The 12,431-nt window shown below is 75.3% G+C and carries 13 protein-coding genes; 7 read left to right on the top strand and 6 right to left on the bottom strand.

Going from position 1 to position 12,431, the window contains the following annotated elements; all coding sequences use genetic code 11:
• Positions 1-40: 40 nt before the first annotated feature.
• Positions 41-388 (bottom strand): hypothetical protein, encoded by a 348-nt coding sequence (locus AC0B61_RS33655; protein WP_471745758.1) that lies wholly within the window; start codon positions 386-388, stop codon positions 41-43.
• Between the two features lie 344 nt (positions 389-732).
• Between AC0B61_RS33655 and AC0B61_RS33650 the strand changes: the two genes are divergently transcribed.
• On the top strand, positions 733-1,032 hold the full coding sequence (locus AC0B61_RS33650) for a YciI family protein (protein ID WP_471745756.1): 300 nt from the start codon (positions 733-735) through the stop codon (positions 1,030-1,032).
• A gap of 159 nt (positions 1,033-1,191) precedes the next feature.
• Positions 1,192-2,832 (top strand): phosphoglucomutase (alpha-D-glucose-1,6-bisphosphate-dependent), encoded by a 1,641-nt coding sequence (gene pgm / locus AC0B61_RS33645; protein WP_471745754.1) that lies wholly within the window; start codon positions 1,192-1,194, stop codon positions 2,830-2,832.
• Positions 2,833-2,906: 74 nt separating this feature from the next.
• On the opposite strand, the gene AC0B61_RS33640 is transcribed toward pgm, so the two are convergent.
• Positions 2,907-4,088, bottom strand: coding sequence for an MFS transporter (locus AC0B61_RS33640; RefSeq protein WP_471745752.1), 1,182 nt, complete (start codon positions 4,086-4,088; stop codon positions 2,907-2,909).
• 148 nt (positions 4,089-4,236) lie between these two features.
• Between AC0B61_RS33640 and AC0B61_RS33635 the strand changes: the two genes are divergently transcribed.
• Together AC0B61_RS33635 and AC0B61_RS33630 are read left to right on the top strand one after the other, a co-directional pair.
• Positions 4,237-4,581, top strand: coding sequence for an ArsR/SmtB family transcription factor (locus AC0B61_RS33635; RefSeq protein WP_471745750.1), 345 nt, complete (start codon positions 4,237-4,239; stop codon positions 4,579-4,581).
• 139 nt (positions 4,582-4,720) lie between these two features.
• The gene (locus tag AC0B61_RS33630; protein ID WP_471745748.1) at positions 4,721-5,443 is read left to right on the top strand and encodes an HAD family hydrolase; all 723 of its coding nucleotides are present in this window, start codon (positions 4,721-4,723) and stop codon (positions 5,441-5,443) included.
• 27 nt (positions 5,444-5,470) lie between these two features.
• On the opposite strand, the gene AC0B61_RS33625 is transcribed toward AC0B61_RS33630, so the two are convergent.
• Positions 5,471-6,121: a GNAT family N-acetyltransferase gene (locus AC0B61_RS33625; protein ID WP_471745746.1), complete on the bottom strand. Its 651-nt coding sequence runs from the start codon at positions 6,119-6,121 to the stop codon at positions 5,471-5,473.
• Positions 6,122-6,270: 149 nt separating this feature from the next.
• On the opposite strand from AC0B61_RS33625, the gene AC0B61_RS33620 reads away from it, so the two are divergent.
• Entirely contained in the window at positions 6,271-7,074 is an 804-nt protein-coding gene (locus tag AC0B61_RS33620; RefSeq protein ID WP_471745744.1) for a hypothetical protein, read from the top strand.
• A 401-nt stretch (positions 7,075-7,475) separates the two neighbouring features.
• Here AC0B61_RS33620 and AC0B61_RS33615 read toward each other — a convergent pair whose 3' ends face one another.
• Positions 7,476-8,312, bottom strand: coding sequence for a hypothetical protein (locus tag AC0B61_RS33615; RefSeq protein WP_471745742.1), 837 nt, complete (start codon positions 8,310-8,312; stop codon positions 7,476-7,478).
• A 71-nt stretch (positions 8,313-8,383) separates the two neighbouring features.
• The gene (locus AC0B61_RS33610; RefSeq protein WP_471745740.1) at positions 8,384-9,412 is read right to left on the bottom strand and encodes a phosphotransferase; all 1,029 of its coding nucleotides are present in this window, start codon (positions 9,410-9,412) and stop codon (positions 8,384-8,386) included.
• A 220-nt stretch (positions 9,413-9,632) separates the two neighbouring features.
• Between AC0B61_RS33610 and AC0B61_RS33605 the strand changes: the two genes are divergently transcribed.
• Positions 9,633-10,175: a cysteine hydrolase family protein gene (locus AC0B61_RS33605; RefSeq protein ID WP_471745738.1), complete on the top strand. Its 543-nt coding sequence runs from the start codon at positions 9,633-9,635 to the stop codon at positions 10,173-10,175.
• 434 nt (positions 10,176-10,609) lie between these two features.
• Entirely contained in the window at positions 10,610-11,569 is a 960-nt protein-coding gene (locus tag AC0B61_RS33600; RefSeq protein WP_471745737.1) for an SDR family NAD(P)-dependent oxidoreductase, read from the top strand.
• A gap of 76 nt (positions 11,570-11,645) precedes the next feature.
• Here the strand turns inward: AC0B61_RS33600 and AC0B61_RS33595 are convergent, their stop codons facing one another.
• Complete coding sequence (locus tag AC0B61_RS33595; RefSeq protein WP_471745735.1) at positions 11,646-12,164, bottom strand: AAA family ATPase; 519 nt, start codon at positions 12,162-12,164, stop codon at positions 11,646-11,648.
• Positions 12,165-12,431 lie beyond the last annotated feature (267 nt).

The following is a 12,431-nucleotide window of genomic DNA, read 5'->3' as shown; positions in this document are numbered from 1 at the left end:
CAGGGCCCGGGGCGCCGCGAGCGGTCGGCGCCCGGAGCGCCTACTGCGCCGCCCGCCCCGGACGCAGCTCGAACTGCCGCAGCTCCGCCACCGTGTAGTCCCACATCCGTACCTGGTAGGCCGGCGCGTCGGCCGGGATGCGCGCCGCCGCCGCCCGCGCCTGCTCCAGCAGCGCCGCCCGCGCCCCGGGCAGCCCGGCCACCCGCGCCCCCTCGGCCTCCTCCCGCAGCACGAACGCCAGCTTGAAGGCGTACGCGTCCGGGCTCACCGTGACCAGCGCCCGGTAGACCCACAGGCCCTCCTCCCCGTGCAGGATCCGCTCGTTGTGGCTCAGCAGCCGCATCCGCGCCTTCAGCACCAGGTCCTTGTGCACGCCCGTCCCGCTCATGTGTGTCCCCCTTCGTCGACCCGCTTGGCATCACCCGCCCCCGGGCACGACGGCAGCACGCACCGGCCGCCCGCAAAGGGGGCGCCGGCGCGTCAGGCCGTCAACAGGGGGTGGGATGTCGCACGAGTCTGCGGCCCGCGCCCACCGCGCGGCAAGGCGGAGAAAGGGTGGGCTGCGTCCTACCGCAACCCTTGCCCGACCTGGCAGGATTGGGGTCGGCACCCTCCCGGGGCCGGAGTGCGAAGCCGCCCCGCCGCCGCCGTCCCCGCTGCCGTCCCCGCCTTCGCCGCCGCGGTGACCGCCCCCGCCGGGACCGCCGGCCGGCCCGGGTCTAGCCTGGGCGCATGTTCGTACTGGAGCTGAACTACACCGCCCCGCTGGAGCAGATCGACGCCGCGCTGCCGCAGCACGTCGCGTGGCTGCAGGAGCACTTCGCGGCGGGGACCTTCCTCGCCTCGGGGCGCAAGGTGCCGCGCGAGGGCGGGATCATCATCGCGGCGGGGCCGGACCGGGCCGCGATCGACGCGCTGGTGGCCACCGACCCGTTCGTGCAAGCCGGGTTGACGGAGTACCGGGTGACGGAGTTCCTCGCCACCACCACCGCCCCCGTCCTGGACGCCCACCGCCAGCAGCTGCCCGCCTGAGCCGAAGCCGCCCGGGCCCGGGCGCTCTGGTGTGCCGTCGTGCCCCGTACCGCCGTGCGCGGTTCGGGGCACGGTCGCGTCCGCGTTCTGGCTACGATCGGTGGCACGGGGCAAGGACGGGTACGGCACCCACAGTCGGACATCGGCGGGAGAAGACGAATGGCACACGCACGGGCCGGGCAGCCGGCGCAGCCCGGTGACCTGGTGGACGTGGCGCGGCTGGTGACGGCGTACTACACGCTGCACCCGGACCCGCAGGAGGTCGGCCAGCGGGTGGCGTTCGGGACCTCGGGGCACCGGGGCTCGTCGCTGGACGCGGCGTTCAACGAGGACCACATCGCGGCGACCACGCAGGCGATCTGCGAGCACCGCGCCGAACAGGGCGTCGCGGGCCCGCTGTTCCTGGGCGCCGACACCCACGCCCTGTCCGAGCCGGCCAAGGCGACCGCCCTGGAAGTCCTGGCCGCCAACGGCGTGCACGTGCTGATCGACGCCGCCGACGGCTACACCCCCACCCCGGCGGTCTCGCACGCGATCCTCGCCCACAACCGGCGCAGCCCGCGCGCGCTGGCCGACGGCATCGTCGTCACCCCCTCGCACAACCCGCCGCGCGACGGCGGCTTCAAGTACAACCCGCCCAGCGGCGGCCCGGCCGGCTCCCAGGCCACCGGCTGGATCCAGGACCGCGCCAACGAGCTGATCCGCGAGGGCCTGCGCGGCGTGCGCAAGGTCCCCTACGCGCGGGCGCTGGCCGCGGCCACCACCGCCCGCCACGACTACCTGAGCGCCTACGTCGAGGACCTGCCCGCCGTCCTGGACCTGGACGCGGTCCGCGCGGCGGGCCTGCGCATCGGCGCCGACCCGCTGGGCGGGGCGTCGGTGGCCTACTGGGCGCGCATCGCCGAGACCCACCGCCTGGACCTGACCGTCGTCAACCCCGTCACCGACCCGACCTGGCGGTTCATGACGCTCGACTGGGACGGCAGGATCCGCATGGACTGCTCCTCCCCGTCCGCGATGGCCTCCCTGATCGGCCGCCGCGCCGACTACGCCATCGCCACCGGCAACGACGCCGACGCCGACCGGCACGGCATCGTCACCCCCGACGGCGGGCTGATGAACCCCAACCACTACCTGGCGGTGGCCGTCGACTACCTCTACCGCCACCGCGCCGACTGGCCCGCCGACGCCGGCGTCGGCAAGACCCTCGTCTCCTCCTCGATGCTCGACCGCGTCGCCGCCGACCTCGGCCGCACCCTGGTGGAGGTCCCGGTCGGCTTCAAGTGGTTCGTCGAGGGCCTGCTGGAGGGCTCGATCGGCTTCGGCGGCGAGGAGAGCGCCGGCGCCTCCTTCCTGCGCCGCGACGGCGGGGTGTGGACCACCGACAAGGACGGCATCCTCCTCGCCCTGCTCGCCTCCGAGATCACCGCCGTCACCGGCACCACCCCCAGCACCTACTACGCCGAACTGACCGAGCGCCACGGCGCCCCCGCCTACGCCCGCGTCGACGCCCCCGCCGACCGCGAGCAGAAGGCCCGCCTCGCGCGCCTGTCGCCGGAGCAGGTCGGCGCCGGCGAACTCGCCGGGGAGAAGATCACCGCCGTCCTCGCCCACGCCCCCGGCAACGGCGCGGCCATCGGCGGCATCAAGGTCTGCACCGACAACGCCTGGTTCGCCGCCCGCCCCTCCGGCACCGAGGACGTCTACAAGATCTACGCCGAGTCCTTCCACGGCGCCGACCACCTCGCCCGCGTCCAGGACGAGGCCCGCGCCCTGGTCGGCGACGTCCTCGGAAGCTGACGGGTACGCCCGTACGGCCGCCCCCGCGCGGGGGCGGCCGTACGGGGTGGCGGTACGGGCACGCGCCTACGGCCTCACACCCGCGCCGGGACCGCCCCCGCGTCCGCCGGGACGGGCGGGCGCTCATCGCGCGTGGTCGCCGCCGCCACCGCGCACGCCGCCACCGCCAGCACCGCCGCCGCGAACGGGAACCACCGCCCGCCCAGCACCGCGATCGCCGCCGACCCCGCCACACCCCCGGCCGCCGTCCCCAGGTACAGCGCACTGCTGTTCAGCGAGATCAGCAGCGGCGCGCTCGCCGGATCGATCGACGCCAGCCGGTGCGGCAGCGCCACCGACACCGCCCACCCCGCCAGCGGCACCACCGCCGCGTACACCAGCGCCCCCGCCATGCTGCGCCCCAGCCAGGGCAGCGCGGCGAACGCCGCGGCCGCCACCGCCGAGCCGGTCAGCAGCACCCGCCGCACCCCCGCGCGGTCCACCAGGCGCCCGCCCAGCCAGCTGCCGGCCACCGACATGACGCCGGTGGTCAGCAGGATCAGGCTCAGCCGGTCCGCGTCGCCGCCGGTGGCGCCGGCGACGGCGGTGGCCAGGTAGATGTAGACGCTCTGGAAGGCGAGGAAGAACACCAGCGTGGTGGCGGCGGCGCCCAGCACCCGGGGCCGGCCCAGCGGCGCCAGGCGGGCCCGGAGGGTCGGGGTGGCGGCGGGGGCGGGCAGGCCGCGCAGCAGCGCCGCCAGGCCCGCCAGCGCGGCCAGGCCCAGCGCGGTGACCAGCCACATCGTCATCCGCCAGTCGGCGCGCCCCACCCAGGTGCCCAGCGGCACCCCGAGCGCGGTGGCCACCGTCATCCCGCCCAGCACGGTCGCCAGCGCCCGTCCGCGCCGCTCGGGGGCGACCAGGGTGGTGGCCACCGCGTTGGCGGTGGGCGTGTAGAGGGCGGCGCCGGCCGCCGCCAGCACCCGGGTGGCCAGCAGCAGGCCGTAGTCGGGGGCGATCGCGCTGAGCGCGTTGGCCGCGCTGAACACCGCCAGGGCGGTCAGCAGCAGCTTGCGGCGCGGCCAGCGGGCGGTGAGCGCGGCCAGCACCGGGGCCAGCAGCGCGTAGCCGAGCGCGAAGACGGTGACCAGCTGGCCGGCGGCCTGCACCGACACCCCCAGGTCGGCGGAGATCGGGCCGAGGATGCCGGCGACGACCATCGAGTCGGTGCCCATGGCGAAGGTGCCGAGGGCGAGCAGGAGCAGACGTACGGGCACGGGAGAGCCCCCCAGGGCGGAACGGCCGAACGGACGGATTGTTGGACGGACATGCAACAGTTTGACGCTCGTCAAACACTCGGGGATGGGTGGATGATTGTCAAACCATCCGTTCCAGCCCATCCCCGCGCCCCGGAGGCCGAGCGCCATGAACAGCGCCATGAGCGACGACGAGCGGCTTCCCCAGCCCGCCACCGCCGACATCGACCTCGTCACCGTCCTGCACGCCCTCGGCGACCCGGTCCGCATGACCCTGCTGCTCAGCTACGCCGACGACGCCGAGCACTCCTGCGACCCCCGCAGCCTGGGCCTGGACCACCTCCACAAGTCGACCGTCTCCCACCACATGCGCGTGCTGCGCGAAGCCGGCGTGACCACCACCCGCGTCGCCGGCCGCAACCGCTTCGTCAGCCTGCGCCGCACCGACCTCGACACCCGCTTCCCCGGCCTGCTCGACGCCCTTCTGACCGCCGCCCCCACCCCCGCCGGCTGACCCCCGCCGCCCCACGGCCGCCCCGGCCGCCCGGCCCGCCGCACTGAGGCTTGCCGGAACCGGGGGGCGCGGCCGTAGCCTTGCGGCGGACTCCCCCCACCGGGCGGGGGCGAGACGGGGGAAGGCGGAAGGACGGATCGTGCCGGTCAGGGGTGTGCTCTTCGATGTCGACGACACCTTGTTCGACTACTCGGGATCGGAGGAGGCCGGCCTCCTCGCCCACCTGCGCGACGTCGGCCTGCTGGAGCGCTTCGCCGCCCCCGAGGCGGCGCTCACGCTGTGGCGCGAGGTCATGGAAGTGCAGTACGCGCGGTTCCTGGCCGGGGAGTTGACGTTCACCGGCCAGCAGTACGAACGCACCCGGCGCTTCCTCGCCCGCCTGGGCGAGCACGGCGCCGAGGCCCTGACGGACGGACAGGCGGCCACCTGGTTCGCCGGCTACGCCGCCCACCGCGACGCCGCCTGGGCCGCGTTCCCCGACGCCGCCCCGGTGCTGGCCGCGCTCGCCCCCACCCATCGGCTGGGGATCGTCTCCAACTCCTCCACCGGTCACCAGCGCCGCAAGCTCGAAACCGTCGGCCTGATGGGCCACTTCGACGACGCCGTGCTGGTCTGCTCCGACGAGCACGGCGAGGCCAAACCCGCCCCCGGCATCTTCCGGGCCGGCTGCGAGCGCCTGGGCCTGGCCCCGCACGAAGTCGCCTACGTGGGGGACAAGTACGACCTGGACGCGCTCGGCGCCCGCGACGCCGGCCTGCACGCCTTCTGGCTCGACCGCACCGCCTCCGGCGCCCCGCCCGCCCCCGGCATCCGCGTCCTGCACTCCCTCGCCGCCCTGCCCGCCGCCCTGGCCGGGATGTGAGCAGGACCCCGCCGACCTCCCCGCCCGTCAGCCGTCGGCGCCGAACAGCGCCCGGCAGCCGTCCGTCAGACCGGTGACGGTCACGGGCGTCCGCCGGCAGCGCGCCCAGTCCTCGCGGGACAGGCGCAGGCGCTGCGACTCCACCACCCGCCCGTCCAGCACGTCGCGGCTGATGCCGTCGGGCCGGTAGCCGAGCTTGCGGGAGACCGCGAGGGAGGAGTGGTTGTCGGAGAAGGACACCGAGGTCGCAAAGTGCGCGCCCAGCGCGGCGAACGCCAGGTGCAGCATCGCGGCGCGCATCTCGGTGCCCAGGCCGCGTCCCTGGTACTCCAGGCCCACCCACGAGCCGGAGACGACCTCGCGGCGCACCCCGAAGTCCGTGGCCCGCATGTCCTGCACACCCACCGCAGAGCCCTCGTGGAAGGCCGTCAGGTCCAGCGCCCAGCCCTGCGGCGTCCAGCGGCCCCGGCGCCGCCAGTGCATCTGCAGGACGTGCCGGGCCCGCTCGGCACCCGGCAGCTCACCCCACGGGGAGAGGAAGGGACGCACCTGCGGCGGGTGGACGCCACGGGCGGCGAGGTCGGCCACCTCGCCCAACTCGTCCTCGGTGGGCAGCCGCAGCTCCAGGCGGGGCGTGGCCACGCGCAGTCCGGTCAGGGGCCAGTGGTCGATGAGCATCGGCACAGTGTGCCCGGCGAAGGTCGGCCCCCGCACCGAGGTTTCCCCACGCCTCACGCCCAGCCCCACCCCAGCCTCACCCCCGGCCCCGCCCCCCACCCCCGGCCGGGCGTGCGAACGCGCGGACGGGTGGGCTAGAGTCCCCGGCGATGACGACTGAGCTGATGGACGGGGCCACCGCCCGAGGGTGGGCCCTGGTACGGGGGAAGACAGCGGAGTGCGGATGGCGGCTACTGGCCGTGCACCTGGCGTTCGCGGCGGTCGGCTGGGGCGAGCTGAAACTGTGGGAACACCTCAGCGAGGCCGGCCTGTGGCACACCCGCGACGTCGCCGCACTGGCTGTCAAGGGCCTTGCCGCCGCCTGGTGTTGGAGCGCCGCACTGCGGGTCCTGGACGGCGGCCGGGGCCTGGCGTCGGCGCTGCGCCCGGACGTGGCGCGGGTGGGGCGGCTGTGGGGCTGGCTGGTGCTGGTGAACGTGACGGGCGTGCTGGGGCTGATCGTCGACGTCGACGCCGAGGCCTACGCCGGGCTGGTCTTCTCGCCCGCGTGGAAGGCGATCGTGCTGGCCTCCCTGTACCTGGCGTTCGCCGCCGCACTGCTGCCGATGGCGGTGCTGCTGGAAGGCCGGGGCGTGCGGCGGGCCTGGCGCCTGACCCACGGTTCCTGGCGCACGGTCGCGTGGGTGCTGCCGGTCGTGGTGCTGAACGCCCTGGCGTCCGCCGCACTGACGGCCCTGCCGCTGACCGCCGCCGGGGTGTACCCGAGGCCGTCCTCCTACCCGCTGCTGCAGGCCGCGTCGCTGGCCGGCGGCGCCGTGAAGGGGACCGTCGTCGCCGTGCTGCTCTACGCGGCCTACCGGCGGGCGGCGGCAGCGGCCCCCGCCAGCGGACCGGCCGACACCCCGAACGGCGGCCCCGAAGCCCGGCCGGCCCGCCCGCAGGTGCCCGCCTGACGCCCGGCGCCCGGCTTCCAGCACCCGGCTTCCAGCGCGTGACTGCTAGCGCGTGACGACGGCCCCGTCGTAGACGTGGTCCGGCGTGACGATCCCGGTGACCGCCCGCGCCAGCAGAGTGGACGGCTCCTGGCCCTGGACCGTGGAGTCCGTGGTGGTCTCGATCGCGGGTAAGACCGGGACTCATCCCGGCGCAGCGCGAAGAAGCAGGAACCCACCCGAAGCCGAGCCGGTCAACGGCGGGGCAGGCGGGAATCTCCGTCCTTTGGGGCGGAGAGGATGTCAAACCTGGGCGCAGACCCGCCCGGCCTGACCCCGATCCTCTCCGGCTGCCCCCGCCCGGGTGCGTGTCCCCGCCCGGCGGGTCGCCGGGAGGGGCAGGGCCGGGGCGGCGGCGGCGGTCAGGTCGCGTCGGGCAGGTGGCGTGCCGCCGCGAGTTCGGCGAGCGTGCGCAGCCGGGTGAAGTAGGCGGCGCAGTACTCCTCGTTGAGCAGGGGCACGGCCCGGCCGAGGCCGGCGACGCACGCCCACAGGTCGGCGACGCCGCCGCCGTCGAGTCCGCCGTCCAGCTCCCGCTCGACGAGGGCGGCGACGTCGGCGTCCAGCAGGACCAGGTCCGCGCCCTCGATGCCCACGCCGCGAAAGCTCGCGGGGAACGGGGCGCGCCGGTGCTCCTCCCACAGCCGGGCGAGCCGGTCCCGCGGCCCGCCCGGCCCGCCCTCCGCCGGTCCCGCCGTCTCCGCCGGTCCCGCCGTCTCCGCCGGTCCCGCCGTTCCTGCGGCTGCGCCCGCCGCGGTGGGCGGGTGCAGGACCTGCGCGACGGTGTCGAACACGGCGCGCAGCAGGTCCACGGCCCTGACCGGATTGACGGCGGCGCTGGTCGAGGCGCCCCGCGCGAGCCGCTCGCGCAGCCGTACGCCGCGCTCCAACTCGCCTGCGAGATAAGCCGAGACGAGCCCCGCCCCGCTCGCCCGCCGGATCAGCTCCTCCAGCGGGGCGTCGACGGCCAGCCGCTCGGCGAGGACCTGCTCCACGGCGCACAGGGCGTGCGTGACGGCGACGGTGGCGAACTCGTACCGGTAGAAGGAATGCCGGATGAGCTCACGGGAGGTCTCCAGCGCGCTCATGACGGGCATCGACGCGCCCTCGGGCAGCAGCAGGTCGGCGACCAGGGGGTGCATGGCCGCGTAGTCGGGCACGACATCGCGGACGCGCAGGTCCGGTACGGGAGTGTCCATCCGTGCAGTGTCGCCGCCCGCAGGCCGCCGCTGCCAGCGGATTCGCCCACAAACCCGGAACGGGCGGCCGCCTACGGCCGTCGCGCCGGCAGTGGCCGCAGCCCGGGCCACCGCGCGAGCATGCCCTGGCGCACGGCCGCGGCCAGCTGCCCCAGGCCCCGCAGTCCGCCGTCGTCGTCGGCCATCGAGGCGACGACGCCGAGGCGGTGGAGCAGCCGCTGGCGGGCCGTCGCCGTACCCCACGTCCAGTCCTGGTCCGGGATCCTCGCCAGGTGGTCGACGCTCCCGCGCTCGGCCCGCTGGACCAGCGCGTCCCCCCGCAGCAGCCAGCCCGCGCACGCGTCGGCGACACCGCCGCCCACCTCCGACCCCGTCGCGCCGCGCCACGCCGCCCGGTAGGCGGCCTCCGCCGCGTCCAGCAGCGCGGCGGGCGGGGCGGTGGCACACCAGCAGGTCGGGAAACCGATGCGCAGGTAGGCGAGTTCGACCAGCCCGCTGCCCAGCGACGCCTGTTCGAAGTCGATGAACCGCACGCCGCCGCTGGTGTGCATGTCGTTGCCGGGGCACGGGTCGCCGTGCAGCAGGGCGTGGCCGGGCAGGTCGCGCAGCCGCTCCAGCAGGGCGTCCAACTCGCCCCGCACGCCGGGCGGAACGCTCGCGCCCGTGCTCTGGGCGAAGGCGAGGAAGGAGTCGACGTCACCCGGCGTCGGGCCGCGCCAGGCGGGCAGCGCGCCCGCGTCGCCGGGGCCGGTGGCCGCGTGCAGGCGGGCCAGCGCCGAGGCGTAGTCGACCAGCCAGTCCTCGGCGGGCGGCCGGTGGTCGAGGTGTTCGAGGACCAGGACCCGCTCGTCGGCATCGGTGCCCAGCAGCCGCGGCACCACGGCCGGCTCCACCCGCGACGCGAGCCGCAGCGCCGTCACCTCGCGGGCGTAGCGCTCGGCGGCCTCCGGGCCGTCGACCAACTGCTTGACCACCACGGGCGTCCCGGACAGCTCCACCCGCCACACCCGCGACCTCGGACTGCTGTCCAGCGGGCGGGCCCCCCGCGGCGTGCCGAGTTCGGCCCGCAGCGTCTCCCCGAACGGCAGTTCTGATTCCATGGCCCCATCCTCGCACGGGGGCCAACGGCTGTGGCCGGGCGGCCGGTTCCCCGCCTGCAGGGCGCCGGCGGGACTGAGGTAGCGTCAAGCCCGGACCATTCCAGGCCCCCGGGGGGCGGCCAGGGACGCGACCGCCGGCGAGCGGCTGCAGCACCCGCCGGGCACACCGCCGGGCGACCCGCCCTCCCCGGCCGCCCACCACTTCCCACGGAGCCCTTCGATGACCGAAACCCCCGGCGCCCTCGCCCCCGGCACCGCCCTGGTGCTGGTCGACCTCCAGCACTGGATCGTCAACCGCCCCTCCGCCCCGCTCACCGGCGCCGCCGTGGTCCGCTCCGCCGCCCGGCTGAAGAACGCCTTCGAGAGCGCCGGCCTGCCCGTCGTCCTGGTCCGCTACGCCCGGATGGACGGCAGCGACGGCGGCCCCGACTCCGAGTTCAACCGCTTCGAGCCCGAGGTGGACGCCCGCCCCGGCAACGAGGTCGTCACCAAGTACGGCATCGACGCCTTCGAAGGCACCGACCTCGCCGACCGCCTGCGCCGCCTCGGCGCCACCGCCCTGGTCATCGCGGGCATCACCACCGAGTACGGCGTCGGCGAGAGCGTCCGGACCGCCGTCACCCTCGGCTACCCCACCACCGTCGTCGAGGACGCCGTCACCGCCCTCGCCGCCCCCGCCCACACCGCCGCCCTCCAGGCCTTCCGCGACCTGGGCGCCACCGTCACCGACACCGACGCCCTCCTCGCCACCACCCCGGCCTGAGCCCCGACCCCGGCCCGACCGACACCGGCTGGAAGCCCGAAGCAGAAGGCGGACACGGCCCGCCTCACCTACCCCGGGACGCCTCGGCGTGCCGCAGGACTGCACGAATCCCGTCCCCTTCCTCCGCTCCACGCGCAGGGCGGCCGGACCCACGCCCAGGTGCTCCGCCGCGACGCCTCGTCCGCAGCCGTCCACTGTCGTCCGCAGCCGTCCGCAGCCGTCCGCAGCCGTCCGCGGGAAGGGGCGGGGTGCGGCTGCCGGTGCGGTGACAGCGATGTGTCGGCGCCCTGCAGGCGGCTGCTGCGATCGTCAGGTGTGGGCGGGCCGCCCCGCACGAGCGCTCCGGCCCGCCCGTACCCGCCCGTACCCGCCCGTACCTGTCCGTACCCGCCCGTACCCGTCCGGTCGCCCCGAGCGTGAGGAGCCCGCCGCCGATGACCCCCGAACCCCAGCCCCAGAGATGGGACGTCCACCGCCTGCCACGTGCCGAGGGCAGGACGTTCCTGGTCACCGGCGCCAACGCGGGGATCGGCTACTTCGTCGCGGAACAGCTCGCCGAGACCGGGGCCGACATCGTCCTCGGCAGTCGCAGCCCCGCGAAGGCCGAAGCCGCCATGGCCTCGATCCGCTCCCGCGTCCGCGGCGCGCGCCTGCGCCACCTCCAGCTGGACCTCGCCGACCTGTCGTCCCTCAGGACGTCCGTGGACACGCTGGACCTCGACCACCTCGACGCGGTGGTCTACAACGCCGGCGTCGCGCTCGACGAGCCGCCGCGCCGGGAGACCACGGACGGCAACGAGCTCATGTTCGGAACCAACCACCTCGGCCACTTCGCGCTGACCCAGTGGCTGGCGCCGCTGCTGTCGGCCGCGCCGGCCGGCCGCATCGTGACGGTCGGCAGCTTCGCGGCGAAGTCCGAGCGCCTGGACCTGGACGACCTGCAGTCCACCGCCGACTACCGGCCCAAGCGCACCTACGGCCGCTCGAAACTGGCGCAGATGTACTTCGGCTTCGAACTCGACCGCCGCCTGCGGGCCGCCCACAGCACGGTGCTCAGCGTGGTCGTCCACCCCGGCGGCGCGCTGGACTCCCTCACCCCCGCCCGTCCGCCCGTGCACGTGACGACCGCCGGCGAGCGGCTGAGCGGCCTGCCGGCCGGCCTCCTCGTCCAGGGCAAGTACGCCGGAGCGTGGCCCGCCGTGCGGGCCGTCCTCGACCCGCAGGTACGGGGAGGGCAGTTCTGGGGGCCGAGGGTCTTCGGCCTGCGCGGCAAACCACGCCCGGAACCCCCCTACAGCCAGCTGACCGACACCACGGTCGCCGCCCGCCTCTGGGACGCCAGCCGCGCCCTGACCGACACCGACCGCAACCTCGGCTTCCGCGCGGCGCCCTGACCCCGGACACCCGAGGACGGGAACCGGCTCCGGCCATACCGGGCTTGCGCGGCGGCCGTGGCCGGGGCGGGCGGCCTCAACTCCGGACGGCCTCCGCGATCCGCAGGGCAGCCTGGGCGGGCGTCAGGTGCGTGGTGTCGACGACCTCGGCCTCGGCGTGCAGCCACGTACGGGCCGCCTCGGCGTAGGGCTCGAGGTACTTGAGCCGGAACGGGGAAGGGCCGACAGGAGCCCCTTCGATCCGCCGGCGCAGGGTGGCCTGGTCGGCGTGGAGGACGAAGTGCCGTACCGGGATGCCGTATCGGGCGAGCCCGGCGCTGATCTCGCGCCAGTACTCCTCGACCAGGACGGTCATGGGCATCACCAGCGTGCCGCCGGTGTAGTCGAGCACACGGCGGGCGGTCTCGACGACGAGCGGCCGCCACGGCGGCCAGTGCTGGAAGTTGTCCGTCCCGGGCAGCCCCGGCGTGATGTCCATGAGCGTCTCGCCCACCTTCTCGGCGTCGAACACCCGCGAATCCGGGATCAGCGGGTGCACGAGCGCACCGGTCGTCGTCTTGCCCGCGCCGTGGGTACCGTTGAGCCATACGATCACGGCCCCGATGCTAGCGCCGTGCGCCCACCGCCCGATCCGAAACCACGACCGTCGGCACGATGATGCCTCGGACCATGTTCTTGTAGACACCGGTCAGTTGGCCGTGGCATGTTCATGAGCTCGCTGGTCAGAGAGAAATCAGGCGTTCTGTGACCTGCGACAGCGAATCCTGAGCTTGACGTTTAACCTCGCGCGGCGAGGTGGGCCTGGAGCGTGGGTTCGCGTTTGATGGTCTTGCCGACGTCGTGACGGGATGCCGGGTTGCGG

The organism is Kitasatospora sp. NPDC023385 (assembly GCF_055664045.1).
This window is presented reverse-complemented; position numbering and strand designations above follow the sequence as displayed.